Here is a 19,068-nt window from a genome sequence, read left to right on the forward strand (position 1 = left end):
TGACTTTGTTCATCCTCCCACATTTTGTATTTCACTCAAGCGAGAACCGCTATATACTACATTAAATCTATATAAATACTTTGCAGCACGCTACACGTAGCTTGCTTCCCTGTAAGGGTAAGCTCAAAGAGCGACGCGACCTTAAGAGGGAAAAGAGAAGGCTTTACGCTACGCGAACGGCAGGAATATTCTGGTGAAGTTTACAGCAGATTTCAGCTTGGTTTAGTATAGAGACTAGTTTCCAAAGTAAGATATAAAGCCTGTTTAGCTGCTGTATTATGCTGTATTAATTTGTTTAGACAACTTTAGAAGCCTAACTAAAAGGATTCCGCGCTTTACTTAAAGAACGGGGAATTAATAATCTAGAGCAATTGTGACCGAATTTAATTTACAAATCCAAGAAAATAGCGATGGCTCCGCCAACGCCAAGGGCGAACGCTTGTCAACTCCACTAGAGGATGCAGCGTCTAGCTTACTTCCCTTCAGGGATACGATACACTGCGTCAACACAAAAAGCAACGATCGCCTTGACCGTTACCTTTCCCAAGAATTACCAGACTTATCCCGTTCCCGCATCCAACAGTTAATCGAACAGGGTAATGTCCAACTTAACGAGAAAGTTTGCACATCCAAGAAGATCAATGTCAAGTTAGGCGATCGCATCACTCTGGAAATACCAGAAGCGCAACCTTTAAAACTCCTTGCAGAAGATATCCCCTTAGATATCCTCTACGAAGACGACCAGCTACTCATTCTCAACAAACCCGCAGGCTTAGTTGTCCATCCTGCACCCGGTCATCCAGATGGCACTTTGGTAAATGCTCTATTGGCACACTGCCCCAATTTACCAGGAATAGGCGGAGTCCAACGTCCGGGTATTGTCCATCGATTGGATAAAGATACAACAGGGGCGATCGCGATCGCTAAAACAGAAGTTGCCCATCATCACTTACAAGCACAACTCAAAGCTAAAACCGCACGCAGAGAATACTTGGGCGTAGTTTACGGTGCGCCAAAAGTTGAAAGTGGCACAATTGACTTACCCATTGGTCGCCATCCACAAGACCGCAAAAAAATGGCTATTATGCCTGTTGAACAAGGCGGACGAGTCGCCGTCACTCATTGGCAAGTACTAGAACGCCTCGGTAACTTCACCTTAATCCACTTCCAACTAGAAACTGGACGCACCCATCAAATTCGCGTCCATAGCGCCAAAATGGGTCATCCCATTGTCGGCGACCCAGTTTATAGTTCTGGTCATTCAGTTAGGGTAAATTTGCCCGGTCAAGCACTGCACGCTTGGCGACTAAAATTGCAGCATCCCATATCTGGAGAGTTGATTGAGGTGACAGCAAATCCTCCCAGCCACTTTACAAAACTTTTAGAGATGTTAAAAAAACGAATTGCACTTTAAGCCCAATACTTCGACTACACTCAGTACAAGTCGCTCAAGGCAAGTCGCTCAATACAAGTGCCCAATACCTAATACCCGTTAACAACTAGCGTGCATCAGACATGGGATAGAGTCTGTTCCACTAGTTATACCTAAATGAAACTCCTAACTAACCCAAGACTTATGCACGCTATAAAATGATCAAATGGATGTACTAGACAGCCGTCGAACAAAAATCGTTATTTAATTCCTGCCAGTTGCCGATAAGGTACAGACTTTTCGATATCAATGTTGAATGACGAGATCCTTTGTGGCGCATTGCCAGTTGCATTGACACTTTGTGCCATAGACAAGAATAGAGCTGGATCGCCTGCCTTGGGCTTTTGCTCTTGTGGAAGGAATCTGCGTACTTCGACCTGCCAAATGATTTGGGGGAAACCCAGTTGAGCACGGTGGTAAGCTTCGTATCGCGGAGATTTGATGTTGAATGGCAACTCACCCTCAGCGCGAGATGGCAGTATGCGACGGCGCTGATAAGGCACTGTGGAGTCTCCAAAATTGCTCAGGTACTCTTCAGTGTTGAGGACTTCATCAATAAAGCCTCTAATACCCTTGGTAGCGACTACAATTGACCAGGCAATTTTTTCCCGCTCACTGTATGGGTCGCGTCCTAGAACGCGCTGGATTACTTGCTCAACAAAGCGATAATTATTGTTGAGATCGTAGAAGCTTTTCTTAAAGGTATTAGAAAGCACCAACCCACGAACAAAGTCCCGCACTGTAATTTGTCCATTACGGAGTTGGGACTCTAAAAATGTTTCGCGATCAGCAGTAAAGGCATAAAAGAAAAGTTGACGATATGCTGCTTCAATCAGAACGTCTAAATCTGACGGAGAAAGCAGATTGTCTGTAGTAAAAATCCTGGGCTGTTCATCACCCGGTACTTCGTATGCAGCTACACGCTGGTTTTGACTTGAAGGGTCGTATGTTAACAGAGGAATTGCCACTCTAAAGCCTCCATATTCTTAATTAAAGTTAACAACTTTAGATCACATATTAAGGGAGTAGTTGTATCAGAACTTCAGATTCTGATAAAATTTCACGAAACTTAACTAAGGAGAATTTAACTATTCCAAAAAACTAAGGATTAGCTTTTTAGACTCAACCCATAGCTAATCTTTAAAGGCAGTGCGGCTTTCAGCCTAATAACTACCTAAAAAACTTTGTTCACATACAACAGAATAGAAGATTCAGTTTCACCTTTTTGAAATAAAGCAATAATTTTTAACATATAGCAAAATAAATTAATGGAGAATCAGGAATGGTGAAGAGGACTTAGGGACAAGGAGAATTAGGGACAAGGGGAAGGGAAAGACGTGTTGCAAGTTCTCACTTTTTGTCCCCTTGTCTCCCCTGCTCGCCCTGCTTCCTCATCCCCGATTCCCTACTCTCTTGACCAAAAAATAATTTGGATGGAGAGTGAGAATCAAAAAAATGTATGTAGTGACGCATAACGCATATTTACGGCGCAAAGCCAGAGCCACTCTGCCTCCGGTTCGTTCACTTACCCCTAAATTTATTTATGGGGTTCAAAATTATTGAATGAGTGAATGCGTGACTTTTGACTTCCTTGAAGGGGCTGACCTATCCAAAATTCAAGGGGATCTATGGTTGACTTACAGTAAGGCCAGCTACGCAAAGTTGCTTCCATACCTGCCTCCCAGTAGGGTGGTTCCAATCCCAGTCCTAAACATAGATGAGATAGGATGCTAGCAAACTGCTGATTGTGACCAAAGTCTCCTAGATGGGCATGGGCATATTCATGGATGACTACACCAAACCAGTCTCTAGGTGCAACTCGACCGACATCTACCAGAATAGTGATTGGGTTTGTGAGAATGTTGCACAGCCCGTCGATTCCGAAGGATTGAGCTATGGGGACTGCAAAAATTTGGATGTGGCGACGCTCTTGGGGATGAAAGCACTCATGACAAAGGTCTAGATAAGTGTTGATCTGAGCGTTAACGGTGTTAATATTATCGCCGATCCAAATGCAAATGGGGATGCGATCGCGCACGTTATCGAACACATCCACCATACCTGGTTCTAGGGCGAAGCCCCGTACCCGATGCAGATAATCTCGGCCACGAGTAAAAGCATCGGTCTGCTTAAGAATCATTCACCAGCCCAAAACTGAATAAAACTGTCTTTTTTCCAGAACATCCTGCCCTTGTCGGGATGTTACTTCTTCTGTACTAGCAACCTCAACAGAACTTTCAATGCGGGTTTCGGTACAAAATGATGCAGTGCTGAACCCACCAAAGCGTTTCACTGTACTGGTTCGCAGTCGCATATTTGGGTTGGCGAACCAGAATCTCTCAATGGAACTCATTGTTTCGTATTCGGTTGTTAACACTAGCCCATCTTCATCATCCATGTGAAAAAGACCGACTACAGGCATAATTTCGGCATAGCCTCTTTCACGCAGTAATTTACCAGCCCTGGGGTTATCGCCATCAGGTACGATCGCAAATATGGTTTTCCCTTGATGGTTCTCCTCGTTTTCTCTATCCCAAGCCATTGTGCCCAGCCAACGTACCCGCGATCCACCTACTGAAAGACTGGGGTCAATCTGATGATACTGGCACAGTTCAATGATTTCTGGATGATTGGCATCCAGAGTTTCTACCTGTATATCCGATTCTCCTGTTTCTGAGCGCTTGAAGGCCAGGTGATGAGTTGCACGTTGCGATCGCCACTTACCAGCACTTAACTGAAAAAAGTCCATTGCGTCTATCAATCTTCTGACTCCTACTTATTACTCCTGCGGATAATATTTTACGGTTTTTTATTTTTATAGTTTTTGGTATATAAACATTGTGACATACTCCACACCTCCCCTGTGTAACCATTATAAAAAATAAGCAATTAAATAAGTCGGAAGTCGGAAGTACAGTTTTGTAACGGGGATTTAGACCCCGCCTAACATACTTGCTTTTTTTATTGAACCGCGGGACTTAAACCCACCGAATTTGTTAAGATTAAGCATGTCATAACGTCGTTTTAATAGAATTGCAATTATATACAGTTCACGCTGACAAAACTATGACTCAAGTAATGGAAGAATTGATTGACTGATTACCAAACATAGAAAATTCACATTCTTCATCGATCTCTAATCCCAAGGCTATTTCATTCTAAAATGTCACTTTATCAAACAGAATTCAGGAGTCAGAATACAGGAAAGGTATTCTGATCGAAAAAGCGGTGCTTCGTAGCGTAAAGCCTTCTCTTCTCCCTACAGCCCTTCTCCTAAAGGAGACGCTACGCGAACGGGCATCCTACGGCAGGCGCTAGCCTCTCCCTTTGGGATTCGGGGAGACGCACTCGCGTTCGAGAGGCTTTGCCAACCGCATAGCAACGCTATGAGCAAGTCCGCGATAGCACAGCGTAAAGCCTTCGGCATAGCAACGCTATGAGCGAGTATTCGAGCGTCGCGTCTGAATAATCGGCGTTTTTGCATCCCCACCAAATTGAAAATTTGGTGGTCTTCAATTCATTTGAGGTCTGAATCCTCAAATGAATTGATTCTGACCGGAGGCGGAGCGTCTCCAGCTCCGCTCCTGAATTCAGAATAGCTGAATTCTTCTTCAATACGCTTACGGGTTAATTATTACCAAATGGACATTTTTGATGGTTAAGTTCGTTATTAAATTATAGGTTTTCCCAAAAAATAAATAAAAACTGCCTTAAACTTAGAATGAAATATCCCTGCTTAGTTAGCAGTGTCAAGTCATTTGAGCAAATACTTTTTTCCTAAGATTTACAATTAATGGTTTTTAAATATAAGAATGGATTACGCATCCCATAGCTACTGCTATTATAATAATTAGAATTGCAATAACGTCGTAATATATGATCCTGTGATTTTGAACCAAATGTAAAATATTGAATTTGTCTATAATTTTATTGATAACTTTGCTTATATTACTTAAGAAAAACCCCTGTGTTAAATATATAGAATAAGACGCATTGCCTAAACAAATTAGAATTGGTGATACATTTATTTTTTTTGATACTTCTAAATGAACAGATCCGATAATCAGGAGGGTAAACGGAATTCCATAAGCTACTAATGAAGAGATGCCTGAAACATCAAATTCACCATATTTGGTATTTATAACTGATACCATCAACAGAAATATTGAAGCGTAAATTAATAATGTTCCAAACTTGAATTGATATTTATATATCGTATAAGCAGCTAAACAACCCAGTACAAACTCTAGATTATGTGGAGAAAATATAAAGTTCGGCAGAAAACTTTTGCCGATTGGTAAAATCTTGAAAAGATTAAGAATTATACCAATTATTCAAGCAAAAATTATCGTCTGATAAATTTTTGTATTTTTCAATATTAGGAAACCAAATATACAGTAGAAAAACACTTCATAACAGAGCGTCCAATTGACACCAATAAAACTACTCTCTAGAATAGACCGATCTTGGGGTAGCAACAAAACAGCCTTGATAATTTCGTCTGCACTTCGCTGATAAATGCTATCTTTAGCAGTACTAAATAGAGAAACTAAAATTTTTAGGCCTAAAATGCTCCAATATAATGGATATACACGGATAAATCTTTTAAAAAGGAAAGGCGTAAACTTATCCGGTTTACCTATATCAGATTGATGAATATAAAATATAATAAATCCACTAAGTACAAAAAAGAAATCAACGCCTATCCAACCGAAATGAAATATTTGCAATAAATATAAATCATTTTGCTGTAGTTCACCAGCAACTATTTTATTCCCGTGGGTTAGAACTACCATTAGAGAAGCTATACCGCAATATACTTGTAGCAAATTTAATTTTGGGTTCATAGTAATTGCAGCGTTAATTGTAAAAACTAAATAAATGATTTAAATCACTAAATGCCAAGAGTAGTGTGACTGTTCATTTTCCTAATCAAGCAACAACTTTAGAAGTAGCAGGAATAGGAAGAGATAATATTCTTCGATAACAAAGGTATGTAGGCTTCGTGCTACTTCCACCAACTTGTGCTTATTTAGAAATTGGAAGTAGTCCGCGATAATTTAACCTAGATTATCTTTGCTGACTAGATTCACTTTGGTTTTAAGACCTAACTCAGGTATAGTAGCATATACATTAGTTGCTGCGTAACAGTTTAGCAACATAAATGCGGCGAGACAGGGCATCGTTATATAGCAATCCGATTTGATTCCTGAATTACTCGTAGAAACTCAATACTTGGGACACAACGACAGCGCTCAGTGCATCGCTCTTTACTGGAAAGAAGGAATGAAAAGTGTACTGAGTTTTTTTCACGCAATCAAATATCAGTCCTATACAGTAAATTGCTATGCGTTCCGGAAAGCAGGATGCTAATTGCTATATCTGAGTTTCATAGGGGAGCATCCCATTTTTTATTTAGTGAACAAGGATTAAGCTAATCGGCATTTAAGTTGCATATAATAGGGCGGTCAAGATGTCCACCCCACAAGAGATTGATAAAATTTTGATATGCAAATTAGATGTGTTTTAGCTTAATCCATTAACGTAGGCCCAACGATGAGCGATGACTTGAGGAATATTAGAGATATGAGTGAAAAAGAATGTAGAGACGTAGCAGTGCTACATCTCTACAAGGTTCTGGGGAACGCATATTTAATTTTTGGAGATGTCTATTCTCTACTTTCCATTGTGCGCCAGAGATTTTAGTTCGACGGTCAATTTGCTTAACGGTAGATTCAATTGCACCGGAACCAATAGAACAAATTTGCTTGGCTTGGTAATACTGGTAATTGACGATGCGGTGTCGATGTTTCTCAAGGTAAACACAGAAATTAAGAGCAAGTTTTAAGTTTACACTCAGCAAAGGTTGCAATCGCGTCATCAACTTTTCCTTTCCAGAGAAGCTCTTTGGCTTTGTTTATTCTTTGCATCGAACCGCCAACTTTATAAAGGTTTTCCATTAGATGGAACCAATCAAGTATTTCACGTCGCTCTTGTAAAAGTTGGTTTTTTTCTTCTGTCATGACGGCTCCAATGAAAACGATCGCGTTGATTATTTCTTTACCTTCTCATGCTTTATTTACATTTTTTTGAATAATAAAATTTAATATGTCATTGCGAACGCGAGTGCGTCTCGTAGAGAGGAGGAACGAAGAAGCAATCGCAAAGGCTGGGATTGCTTCGTCGTTCTCCTCTCAATGACGGATACAAAAATGGGATGCTCCCGATCGCCTGTCCCTAACAGCACAAACTAGTCAATGCGTTTTTCTTCCACTAATCAGGTCACAATCCCAATCAAAAAGGCTTTGGAGTTGACTTCTAATCCTACCTCTTTTTGCAAAGCAATTTTGTTGGCTTTGCGTTTCTCTAAAGTATCAGCAGTGAAGGTGTGGGCAATGTATTTATCATCTTCTGGGTTATAAACTTCAGTATCAATGCCGTTGATAATCCCAGATAATTTACCGCTAATAAAGGACAGCAAACCTTCTAACATTTCACAGTAAGAAGGCGTCTTGATTTGCTCGGCATAGCAGTTAAGCTTGATTTAAAGCTCTGTTTTTTATCCAAGACATGATTAGATTTCTCAAATTGTCTGTTTTTGCTTCAGTAAAATGTGCGATGACAACCGCATATAAAAATACAAATACAACTATAATAAGTGCCAATAATATATGCAAAATATCTGGCTCCCAAGGGCGATCGCCAATTACACATGCTCTGATAAAGCATAGTATCGGCATGTGGACAAGATAAAGAGTGTATGAACATCCTGGTAAACCTTTAGAAAATTTTTCGTATGCTCCTTCTTGTCTTATTTTACTACGACTATTAACTAGAAGATATATCATGACAGTAGTAGAAATTCCTATTAAAAAATCTGCTAGCTCTCGACCAATAAAACGTTCACTCATTAATGCAATGCACAGAATTAGTATAGAAAAAATAATGAGTGAATTTAAGACATTCTTGTTATTAAGATATTTAGAAGGATGAGATATACTAACTAATGCTCCCATCAGCCAAACCAGAAAATAAATTCTAATTTCCGAACCAACCAATAATAATATGCTTGAAGCCAATAAAGCGTATAAAACACGAACTTTTAAGGATTTAACACAAAAAAATAGGATGATTGAAGGAAAAAGTATATAGTACCAAAATTCATAAGCTAAACTCCAAACTGCCTTATTTGAACCAAATAAATCTACAAAAATTGTTTGCAAAAAAGCTAGAGTTCCCAAAGCATTTTGAAATGTGAAATTTTCCAAAATTTTGTAAGTTGCTAAATGACCGTTGTGAAACCTTTCTCCATAAAAGCTGTCTTGTCCAGTACCAAATATTTTTATACCGAGAGAATCCCAAAAAGAAGACAGCAATAAAGCAGGAATTAATACTATATATAAGCGTGTTAAACGATCTACTAAATAATTAACCCAAGACCATTGCTTTTGTTTAATTCTCCTGATTACACTAGTTGAAATAAAAAATCCACTCAACACAAAAAAAATCATTACAGATTGATGACCCAATACTGTGAATGAATTTAACCTTTTTGTCAAAAAACTAGGATTAATAATTTCTGAATATTCTATAAATAATAGAATTCTCATGTGACCAATAAAAACTAATAAAGAAGCTAAACCTCTTAATAAATCAAGATGAGTAGACCATCGATAATTCCTGATTGAAGGAATACTATAAATAGGCTGCGTTTGATTTTTTTCTACTAGCATTTTGGTTATACAACAAAAAATAAATTGTTATAATAGAGCATAATCAATCAAAATGTTCAAATTTCTTATGTCTCACTTCCAATAGTAAAGTTTGCTACTCACAAAGTATACAGATAGACATGCACATCAAAAAAAGCAAAGGCTAATTCAATTTATAGAGTTATTAACTGTGTTATATACAGCAATCAATATTTTCATAGTAAAAGCTTTAAAACAAGGGAGAATATAAAGAGGATAATTGGTAGCTGAATACAACAAATAATATACGATTATTTATATATGAATACTTCCAACTTTACAAAAACTTTTTTTTTAAGTTTATACAATCTTCATCAAACTCAAATAGGAAAGATGAAATTCCTTAAGAAAAGCTCAGGAATCTCACAGACAATACAATTAAGTAGGTAAGCGTAATTAAACAGCGCTCTTTGATTAATCTGAAAAAATAAAATATTTGTAGCTTGGGTTGAACTTGGTTCGATTCAAGCTATCCCTATATTTAAAATAACTAACCACAACAAAGGTTTCAGATTTTTATCTGGTGACAGTAAAAAATGAATATTAAATACTTAAAAAAAAATTGTTTCAGAAACAAAAAAACTCATGATTAGCATCTTCAGATATCAAGCTAATCTGAACAATGCTATCATGAGTCCCAAAAATTAGAGTTGGCACGTGTAATACATCTGTACACCCTACAGATGTTTATGATTTGCTATTAGCGATCGCCTCGTTTAACACTAACTCTGGTTGTGGTGTCTCCTCTTCTTCTGGCAAACCGTAAATTGACCTGTACAATTTCACGTACTCTTTAGCAGATTGATACCAACTAAAATTTTGACTCATGCCCCGTTTTTGGAGTTCTTGCCATTGCGGTTTGAAACGGAAGCCTTCCCAAGCCCGGATCATACAGGTAAAAAGGTCTAGTGGTTCATAACGGTCAAAGCAATAACCTGTGCCTGCTGCATTTTCGGGGTCATGATGGCTTACGGTGTCAACTAATCCACCTGTGCGGCGGACAATGGGTACAGAACCGTAGCGCAAAGACATCATTTGGCTAATACCGCATGGTTCAAAACGACTAGGCATTAAGAAAGCATCAGTACCAGCGTAGATGCGGCGAGACAGGGCATCGTTATACAGTAGATAAGTTGCCATGCGTCCGGGAAAGCGGGATGCTAATTGCCACATCTGAGTTTCATAGTAGCGATCGCCTGTCCCCAACAGCACAAACTGTGCATCTGTATAAGATAAGAAGCGATCAAGGATTTGTAATATCAAATCAATACCTTTTTGTTCCACTAATCGCGTCACAATCCCAATAAAAAAGGCTTTGGAGTTGACTTCTAACCCTAGTTCTTCTTGCAAAGCAATTTTGTTGGCCTTGCGTTTATCTAAACTATCAGCAGTGAAGGTTTGTGTAATATATTTGTCATTTTCTGGATTATAAACTTCAGTATCAATACCGTTGATAATCCCAGATAATTTACCGCTAATAAAGGATAGCAAACCTTCTAATGTTTCACCGTAAGTAGGTGTCTTGATTTGTTCGGCATAGGTGGGCGAAACTGTATTTACCTTGTTGGCAAATTGCACCGCCGCTGCCATTACATTGTGTCCTTGCATATACCAGGGACACCAAGTAATTTTCTCTAAATACCAACGCCACGGCCCTTGATAAGCCAGATTATGAATGGTAAACACTGTGCTGATATCAGGATCTTGGTGCATCCACACGGGAATCATCCCTGTATGCCAATCGTGACAATGGATAATTTCTGGCTTCCAGTAATTCCAGGCAAACTCAGCTGCACCATTAGCAAACAAAGTGAACCGCCAATCTTCATCTTCTCCAGAATAAATACGGCGGGGCATGAAGGCGGGATGTCCAAATAAGTACAAGGGAACATCAGTACCAGGCAGAACACTTTCGTATACTGCAAAGTGCTGGAACATCGCATCTCCCCACCAGATGGGTTCATAGGGAATTTCCATTTTGTCTGGCAGGAAGCCGTAGTAAGGCAAGAATATCCGCACATCATGCCCCATTTCTCTCAGGACTTTGGGTAATGCCCCGACAACATCACCCATTCCTCCTACTTTTGCAATGGGTGCTGCCTCTGCTGCAACAAATAGAATCCGCATGGTAATTTTTGCTTCCCTGAGTCTATATTGTCAAATTAACTTTATGATCCCGAGCAACGCGATATGTCGCGTCTGGCACGTATGAGAGTGCAACGGCGATCAATTCTTATCTAATCACATCGGCTTGCCCAATTGCTTAGGAACCGCGCTGAATCACCGCAAAAATTTCTGATAAAATTTCTTGCGCTCCCTGTTGCCGCAATAGTTCTGCTAGTTCTATGCCTAGCGCTTCGGCGTTGTTGGCAATCCCAGTGACGGTATCTTTTACCAGCTTTTGACCATCTACACTGGCGACTATCCCTGTTAAGGTCAAATTATCACCAGATATTTCTGTATTTACACCAATAGGTACTTGACAGCCGCCCTCTAAAGAGCGTAAAAAAGAGCGTTCGGCGAGACAGCGATCGCGTGTTTCGGGATGTTCGATCACTTTGAGTAGAGATAGCAATTCACTATCATCAGCACGGCATTCAATACCCAAGGCTCCCTGTCCAACAGCGTGGAGAGAGATATTTGCGGGGAGAATTTGATGAACGCGATCGCCCATTCCCAATCTCTCTAACCCTGCTGTTGCCAAAATTAGGGCATCGTATTCGCCTGCATCTAGTTTTGCCAACCGTGTAATCAAGTTTCCGCGCACATCTTTAAATGTAAAGTGGGGGAAATGGTGGCGTAACTGTGCTAGTCGCCGTAGAGAAGATGTGCCGATTACCGCACCTTCGGGTAAAGTATCGATTTGTTTATCTTTGTGCTTTTCATGCACCACTAATGCATCTGCTGGGTTTTCCCGTTCAGTAATTGCTGCCAGTGTTAACCCTTCTGGTAAGTGAGTCGGCAGATCCTTGAGGGAATGAACGGCAAAGTCAATCTCTTGATTGAGCATTCCGAGTTCAAGTTCTTTAGTAAAAAGTCCTTTATCGCCAATCTTAGCTAATGCTACATCCAAGATTTTATCGCCTTGGGTAGACATGGTGTGGACTTCAAAAGTGATATCAGGAAAGCTTTTCTGGAGTTGCTCTTGTACCCAGTAGGTCTGAACCAGAGCAAGTTGGCTTTTGCGTGAACCAATCCGAATAGTGCGTGGGGGACTAGAAACAACTGAAATCATATAACAATATATCAGTAAGCTGTTAATTCACTTTTATCTAGACTACCGTAGTCAGGGACTCATACCAATTTTGGGTTTTAGATTTTGGATTTTGGATTACAATTCTTTACCAAAAGCTGGTTTCAGGAATCCGGGAATACTACTTGGTACAGCATTTGATTAATTCGTAGCAAATTAAATTTGGCAATACCCTCCAATGCCAATGCGCCCCCTGACAATGCCAATGCGCCCCCTAACAATGCCAATGCGTCCGTTGACAATGCCAATGCGTCCGCTAACAATGCCAATGCGCCCGTTGACAACGCCAATGCGTCCCCTTACATTAAAAATGCTACGCTTTTACTCAAAACTGTCTTTAAACTTACCTTCTTAAACAACTCCAATAGAATATTGTATTTAACCCTCTTGAGAAGACTTCAGCTATTAGCAAAACTCTGCGTTCCTTTGCGTTGACACTGCGTCACTCTGCGTTTAAAAACATTAATTTTTTCAACGCACAGAAGCGCAAAGGTTGGTGTATAAAATCGCAGAGGTTTAATACAAAACAGTTTTTTTGGGCTACCAATTTGTGAAATCATGTACTTAGACTACTTAAGGGTCGGATTTTAGATATTCTTGTAATTCTTGGGTACGCAATTTCGTAGTATTTTCTAAACAACCAAAATAAATGCTAGGGGCAGTACTTCCTCCCTCATATCTGCTTCTCTCAAACTCACAATTGGTATCTCGAAACTTGACCCATGCTAGCTGTGCAGCAGTCAATTTCTGTTTCCTAGACGTTTCTAATGTAGGTAGCAATTGTTGATAAAGCTGATTTAATTTTTTATCAGCATTCTGATAAGATAACTTCGTGCATTCATTAATTGCTATTTGAGTTTGAGGATTATTGCAGTTAAGCTTTTGAACTAAGCGCATCTTGGTTAAATCAGGCGTTGTGCCTGCTATTGTGATAGTAGGAGTATTTAAACTGCCAAGAGTTAGCATACTTGCCAAAACTAGTAATAATTGACGCATGGAAAAATTTTTGTTGATTAAGTATGGATAAAGGATACCAAAATACACATGATAATTGGTATCTGGCGACGCAGAAAACTTCTAAACTTCTTACAAAAGGTAAACCAGCCGCGAGAAGGAAGCCGAAATTTCCCAACAATGCTAAAAATAATTTGGTATTTTAGTAATCTAAAGTTTAGCTTTTATATTTTATGAATCGTTCCGCTTGTCTCATCTTCAATCCAGTTGCGGGTCAGGGTGACCCAGATTTAGAACTGGCAGAAATTCGGACAATATTAGAGTCAGATATTGACCTAGATATTTATCTTACAACTAAAGAAATCGACGCTGACGAACTGGCCCATGCAGCGGTAGAGCGAGGGGTAGATGCGATAATTGCTTCGGGGGGAGATGGTACTCTCTCAGCAGCAGCGGCGGCTCTCGTGGGTACTGATATTCCATTTGGGATTATTTCTCGAGGCACAGCAAACGCTTTTGCCACAGCTTTAGGAATTCCTGACACGATCGCAGGTGCGTGTGAAACAATTTTGCAAGGAGGAACCCGCCATGTAGACGTAGCTTATTGCAACGATCAGCCAATGGTACTCTTGGCAGGTATTGGCTTTGAAGCTGAAACTGTAGAATTGGCAGACCGAGACGCCAAGAATCGCTTTGGGATGATGGCTTACGTTTTGGCAGGAATTCAGCAACTGAGAAGCTTAAAAAACTTTGATGTTGAAATTGAAACAGAAGACAAAATAATTAAAACTAGTGCTTGTGCAGTTACAGTAGCAAATGCCGCGCCTGCTACTTCAGTCTTAGCTCAGGGCCCAGCAGGTCTGATTTATGATGATGGGTTACTAGATTTAACGATTGTAGCTCCAGTTAACAAAGCAGGAGCGATCGCAGCTACATTTCATCTATTCCAAACGGCTTCTACAGGTAACGCCGTAGATCGGAGTGATATTGGCTTCCTACGAGCCAAACAATTTAAAATTACAACTAACCCACCACAAAAAGTTGTTTTAGATGGAGAAATAGTGGGCACAACACCAGTAGAAATTAAGTGCGTACCAGCAGGTTTGAACATTTTTGTGCCATTAGTAGAAGAAGTTGAGCCTACCGAAAAATTAGAAGGACTCCCTAATCTGACTATTGAGATGAAAGACACAATAGAGGAGTGAGGGCAGGGGAGGCAGGGGAGAATAACAAGTTAGAAATGACTCTTGCCCGATTCCTAATTGAAAACTCAGGAGTAGGTTGCATTGAAACTTGTATCTGATCCAGCGATCGCTAACAAAATTCGTAAAATGAACCAACGGGTACGGTGGCAAGATCCGTTAATTATGGAACGGAACATCGACCAAACTCGCCTGGTGTTAGAGGATGGTCAAACAGACAATTCTGATTTCTCATTTTTAGTTGTAGGTGATAGTGGTTCCGGCAAGCACCGGGGACACAATCCCCAGCGAAAGGTGGCTGAACTGATGTTGCCCCATCACAGCGAATCTAGTTTTATGCTGCATACCGGGGATGTGATCTATTTAGTGGGGTCGAGTGAATACTACCACCAGAACTTCATCGAGCCTTACCGAGAGTTTCTGTTGGGGGGAGAGCATCCCCAACGGATTGGTTATGACCAGATGATTTTTAAGCTGCCCATTTTACCTGTACTGGGAAATCACGATTACTATAACTTGCCGATTTTATTGAGCTTGGCATCTCTGACAACATTACCGATTCGTCATCTGTTGCGATCGCGGTTAGACCTAGATGTAGGCTTGCATGGCTCAGGAACGGGTGAAGCCTACGCACGGGCATTTCTGGACTATCTTCAGACATTTCAGCTTCCAGCAGAGTTAAATCGTCATTTAGATCAGTACTACACAGCCAAGACAGATACAGGTTATTGTCTTAGCTATAAACCTGGGCACTTCACTCGGCTTCCCAATCGCTACTACACTTTTCGCTATGGCGGTATTGATTTCTTTGCCTTGGATTCAAATACATTTAACGATCCACCGCCGTTGCCTAAAACAAAACAAGGCGATGCCGATCGCAGACTCTTAGAAAAACGTCGTGAGGATTTAGAGCAAGAAAAGCTACAAATCATTGAAATCTCAGCCAAGCTTCGTCCAGAAAACCCCATTGAAGCCGACCAATTAGACGACTACCACGCCAAGCTGTCACAAATTGAAGAAATTATTGTTGATATCGACAAACAATTAGCTGCTGATAAAACAACGCTGACTGACACTGAACAACTAGACTGGCTTAAGCAAAGATTAATTGAATCTTGGAATAATTCTGAAGTTCGGGGAAGGGTAATTTATTTCCATCATCCTCCCTATGTAACTGAAGCGACAAAGTGGCAACAAGCACAAACTCTGATCGTTCGCGATCGCCTCCGTGCTGTGCTGGATGCGGTAGCTAAAAAAATAGGTTCCTTAACTCAGGGGCGTCCTTTGGTAGATTTGGTATTAAACGGTCACGCTCACTGCTTGGAACATTTAGAGACAATGGATACAGGACACGCTGATTCTCATATCCACTGGATTGTTTGTGGCGGTAGCGGGTTTAGTTTGCGACGCCAGAGGATTGAGGGAGCAGATTTGATGGAGACTTTTGGGAATGAAAATAGATTAGTGGCGCGATCGCATCTCTTCATTGGTCGCAACGGTCAAGGTTTTCAGAAGCGACGACCTTACTCAGGTTTACGCATTGACGTTAAAGGCGAAGGCCATCCCAAGTTCATTGTCCGTCCCTTGGTTGCCGAATGGCATCAGCGGCAATGGCATAATCGTGAACTTGAGCCGCTGATTATTTAACGATTCATCTACCCCATGGCCACATCAATACTTTCCAAAATGAATTGTATTTAGTACTTGAGTTATGGATGTTGAAGAATTGCTCCAGCGCTATGCTGCTCGTGAGCGGCATTTTAGAGGTGTTAATTTGATTTGGGTTAACTTGAGTGGTATCAACCTGAGTGAGATTAACTTGACTAATACCGATCTGAGCCAATCGAATTTGGTCGGAGGAATCAAGCTCCGAAGAGCAAATTTGCGAGGGGTTAGTTTGTATCAATCTGGTTTGCTTGATGCCGACCTTACTGAAGCCGATCTTAGAGATACTATCTTGGAAAATACTAACATTCCAAGCTGCTAATCTCAGGGGAGCTATTGTGGATGATGCTATCAAAGATGCTGTCTTGGAAGTGGGAAATGCCACCCATATAAGTAGAGACGCAATGATTGCGTCTCTACAAACCACCTATTTCGCCTTTTTACGTGTAATTGCACCCAGTAAAAGGATAGTTGTTAATTAAATTATTCCTGGACCTCTACCGCGTTTGTCACCCTTTTCGGTCAACTTGCCTTCCTCGTCGTCTTGATTAATTTCTGCAAGTTCTTCAATACGTGCTGCCTTTTCTTCTGCTGCTTGTTTGCGTGCATCACCCGGTTCTTCGTAGTACATTTCCGGTTCAATTGCATAGTTGTTAGACAAACCTTCTTTATCTATGGTATAGCCGTCAGTAGTACGTATACTTTCTGAATCGGTTTGATCATCGGTAGGTGCATCTGCCTCCCTTTCTTCTGTGGGGAGTGTTTTGTATTTATCTCCTTCTCTTTCCATTCGAGCAGCAGTTTCAGCTGGGATAATACCGCGATCGTATGTATTTACTTCTGCTCGATCAGATGAATCTATACCTTTGTTAACTCCTTCATTAGCCATAAATTATGTCCTCGTTAAAGAATGTATTAAATAACTTCAAAAACTAGACTAGGATGTTTTTCATCTTCGATCTACTATCTTTAGAAGTGATTTAAAATTAAATATCATATTATATTCTCTATCTTTTGGTGTATCCAAAAGACTAATATTAAGTCCGGTTAAATACTTATAATTTACGTTCATTGGGTAAAACAAGGGTTTTGGCTGAAGTTGAACTGACACCAATGAACATTATTGTGCCCCGACTGCCTTTTTCATCCAAAATAGGATAATTACAAAATTCCCGACTTTTTAGATAAGTCGGGAATGTCAACCTTTGGATTGTATATCTTTAATTAGCTAACGATACCAACTACTGGGCTGAGGCTAGTGTAATAGTTGGAAAATTTATTCGCCCACAAATTGGTTCTTCAATAATTGAACTTCATCGGCTAATTCTTGCCGGGTTGAAGCCTTCAGTAGATAACGGGAAATGAACCAAATCGCATAACAAATTCCAATTAACTCAAAAGTCGGTGATAGTAATGGAATATCATTGATTGCATCTAGTACTGCTAGTACTATCTTGGCTGTAACAATCGCCGCCAAAATAAAACCAACTGTTGTTAAAGGTTGCTTATAGTTCTTAAAAAAGCTACCTATGTATTCGGGCAATTGCTCCAAAAATTGAGAAGCTTGTTTGCTAATTTGCTGCCATTGAGATTCAGGTTCACGTGCTGGTGGCAACTTTGGTAAGTTTGCAGTATCAGTACCTTCAAGTGCTAGTGTACCTTGTGATAAGGAAGCATTAATGGATTCACGTTGCTGTTGTTCGGTTTCCATAGTTTTTATTTTCGGTAAGTACAAAAGTTTGTATAACTGAACTGAGCATCAATAAAATATAATTATTAAAGTCATCAGTTGTCAATTCTTAGTGGTAAGTAATAAGTATAACTGACCACTAAGACTGAGCAAGAGCATCTAAATTAATTTTTGCCTACCTACTCAGTTGAATTTGTTGTTAGCTGCCTTATTTTTTGGGTGCGGCAACAGTTGCTTTAACAACTACAGTTTTGACACCTTTGATTTGTTTAGCTAAGGGTTCAATTTTAGCCAACTCCTGCTGATTGTTCACAGTTCCTGCAACAGTGACAGTCCCATTGTCTGCGGCATCAACTGTTAGTTGACTTTTGGGTATATTTGCCTCTAACTTAGAGCGAACTTCACTTTTTAGGTCACCTGAAGCTCTTTGTGTATCGCCACCACTGGCATTATTGCGCTGTTCGCGGGCACGAATATCCTCATTTAGTTGTCTTCTGCGGACATCACTTTGTGCGTCTTGTTGAGCAGCTTGTGTTGCTTTTGCGCTCGGGCTTTGGGGAGCTTCATTAGGATTATTGGGTGCAGATTCACTTGTTTTAGAAGCATTATCACAAGCAGCAACACCAAAAACTAAAAGGCCACTAATTAAAAAAGGAGTTAGCTTTTGCATATGTTGAATTCGGAATCGGAAAGTGAAATTTGTTGATATTCACGGCACAAGTAAGGAGCAAGTTTCTTTAGTCAGGAGCAAAGTTTTCAACTTATTGCTCCTGCAATTTTGTGAAATTAGTGTGAGTGAGAACTACCTTAGCTTAGAGTGTTTCATCACGACGGTCAACAATTACTACAGCAGGATCGTCTCTATCAGACCCCGTTGAGTAGTTGGTGCGATCGCTATTAACAACTGGTGTGTCCTGATACGTTACTCTGTCAGAACCTGGGCGAACATCGCCGAGATCAGTGCCATCATAGATAGCAAATTCTTCAATACCTCGACGTTTGAGAATCGCTTCAGCTTGGCGGATTTCACCTTCTGTACCATCGATAATTACTAAGTAGTCACCTTTTTGGAAGCGATCGCTATAAACTCGCGCCCTGTCTTCGGGAATTCCTAAACCAAC

16 protein-coding genes and 3 pseudogenes are annotated in these 19,068 nt (G+C 40.3%); 4 read left to right on the forward strand and 15 right to left on the reverse strand.

Annotated elements, in window-relative coordinates; all coding sequences use genetic code 11:
* The first annotated feature begins 493 nt into the window (after positions 1–493).
* On the forward strand, positions 494–1,414 hold the full coding sequence (locus ACFFAP_RS17335; protein ID WP_375512382.1) for an RluA family pseudouridine synthase: 921 nt from the start codon (positions 494–496) through the stop codon (positions 1,412–1,414).
* A 218-nt stretch (positions 1,415–1,632) separates the two neighbouring features.
* On the opposite strand, the gene ACFFAP_RS17340 is transcribed toward ACFFAP_RS17335, so the two are convergent.
* From ACFFAP_RS17340 to ACFFAP_RS17390, 11 genes and pseudogenes are all read right to left on the reverse strand, one after another.
* Positions 1,633–2,400, reverse strand: a complete 768-nt coding sequence (locus ACFFAP_RS17340; RefSeq protein ID WP_375512366.1) for a phycobilisome rod-core linker polypeptide — start codon at positions 2,398–2,400, stop codon at positions 1,633–1,635.
* 569 nt (positions 2,401–2,969) lie between these two features.
* Positions 2,970–3,572: a hypothetical protein gene (locus ACFFAP_RS17345; protein ID WP_375512367.1), complete on the reverse strand. Its 603-nt coding sequence runs from the start codon at positions 3,570–3,572 to the stop codon at positions 2,970–2,972.
* Positions 3,573–4,190 carry a phycobiliprotein lyase gene (locus ACFFAP_RS17350; protein ID WP_375512383.1) on the reverse strand — a complete coding sequence of 206 codons (618 nt, stop codon included), beginning with the start codon at positions 4,188–4,190 and terminating at the stop codon, positions 3,573–3,575.
* 1,576 nt (positions 4,191–5,766) lie between these two features.
* A complete protein-coding gene (locus tag ACFFAP_RS17355; RefSeq protein WP_375512368.1) occupies positions 5,767–6,279 on the reverse strand; it encodes an acyltransferase family protein in 513 nt (170 codons plus the stop codon).
* Positions 6,280–7,010: 731 nt separating this feature from the next.
* Positions 7,011–7,425: pseudogene (locus tag ACFFAP_RS17360) on the reverse strand (hypothetical protein); the annotation flags it as partial.
* Positions 7,426–7,712: 287 nt separating this feature from the next.
* Positions 7,713–7,961 (reverse strand): annotated as a pseudogene (locus ACFFAP_RS17365) (starch synthase); the annotation flags it as partial.
* Between the two features lie 4 nt (positions 7,962–7,965).
* Positions 7,966–9,165 (reverse strand): acyltransferase family protein, encoded by a 1,200-nt coding sequence (locus ACFFAP_RS17370; protein ID WP_375512369.1) that lies wholly within the window; start codon positions 9,163–9,165, stop codon positions 7,966–7,968.
* 705 nt (positions 9,166–9,870) lie between these two features.
* On the reverse strand, positions 9,871–11,310 hold the full coding sequence (gene glgA, locus ACFFAP_RS17375; RefSeq protein WP_375512370.1) for a glycogen synthase GlgA: 1,440 nt from the start codon (positions 11,308–11,310) through the stop codon (positions 9,871–9,873).
* A gap of 136 nt (positions 11,311–11,446) precedes the next feature.
* On the reverse strand, positions 11,447–12,418 hold the full coding sequence (gene hemC / locus ACFFAP_RS17380) for a hydroxymethylbilane synthase (RefSeq protein WP_375512371.1): 972 nt from the start codon (positions 12,416–12,418) through the stop codon (positions 11,447–11,449).
* Between the two features lie 122 nt (positions 12,419–12,540).
* Entirely contained in the window at positions 12,541–12,726 is a 186-nt protein-coding gene (locus ACFFAP_RS17385; protein ID WP_375512372.1) for a hypothetical protein, read from the reverse strand.
* Positions 12,727–13,009: 283 nt separating this feature from the next.
* Positions 13,010–13,432, reverse strand: a complete 423-nt coding sequence (locus tag ACFFAP_RS17390) for a lysozyme inhibitor LprI family protein (protein WP_375512373.1) — start codon at positions 13,430–13,432, stop codon at positions 13,010–13,012.
* Between the two features lie 191 nt (positions 13,433–13,623).
* Between ACFFAP_RS17390 and ACFFAP_RS17395 the strand changes: the two genes are divergently transcribed.
* The 3 genes from ACFFAP_RS17395 (at position 13,624) to ACFFAP_RS17405 (ending at position 16,579) form a co-directional block, all read left to right on the forward strand.
* Entirely contained in the window at positions 13,624–14,595 is a 972-nt protein-coding gene (locus ACFFAP_RS17395) for a YegS/Rv2252/BmrU family lipid kinase (RefSeq protein ID WP_375512374.1), read from the forward strand.
* 81 nt (positions 14,596–14,676) lie between these two features.
* Complete coding sequence (locus ACFFAP_RS17400) at positions 14,677–16,239, forward strand: metallophosphoesterase family protein (RefSeq protein ID WP_375512375.1); 1,563 nt, start codon at positions 14,677–14,679, stop codon at positions 16,237–16,239.
* Between the two features lie 64 nt (positions 16,240–16,303).
* Positions 16,304–16,579: a pentapeptide repeat-containing protein gene (locus ACFFAP_RS17405; protein WP_375512376.1), complete on the forward strand. Its 276-nt coding sequence runs from the start codon at positions 16,304–16,306 to the stop codon at positions 16,577–16,579.
* A 156-nt stretch (positions 16,580–16,735) separates the two neighbouring features.
* Here ACFFAP_RS17405 and ACFFAP_RS17410 read toward each other — a convergent pair whose 3' ends face one another.
* From ACFFAP_RS17410 to ACFFAP_RS17425, 4 genes and pseudogenes are all read right to left on the reverse strand, one after another.
* On the reverse strand, positions 16,736–17,146 hold the full coding sequence (locus ACFFAP_RS17410; RefSeq protein WP_375512377.1) for a hypothetical protein: 411 nt from the start codon (positions 17,144–17,146) through the stop codon (positions 16,736–16,738).
* Between the two features lie 387 nt (positions 17,147–17,533).
* Complete coding sequence (locus ACFFAP_RS17415) at positions 17,534–17,968, reverse strand: CAAD domain-containing protein (RefSeq protein ID WP_375512378.1); 435 nt, start codon at positions 17,966–17,968, stop codon at positions 17,534–17,536.
* 187 nt (positions 17,969–18,155) lie between these two features.
* A complete protein-coding gene (locus ACFFAP_RS17420) occupies positions 18,156–18,617 on the reverse strand; it encodes a BON domain-containing protein (protein ID WP_375512379.1) in 462 nt (153 codons plus the stop codon).
* Positions 18,618–18,759: 142 nt separating this feature from the next.
* Positions 18,760–19,068: pseudogene (locus ACFFAP_RS17425) on the reverse strand (histidine kinase); the annotation flags it as partial.

It is taken from the genome of uncultured Nostoc sp. (genome assembly GCF_964245575.1).
Classification (GTDB): Bacteria; Cyanobacteriota; Cyanobacteriia; order Cyanobacteriales; family Nostocaceae; genus Nostoc.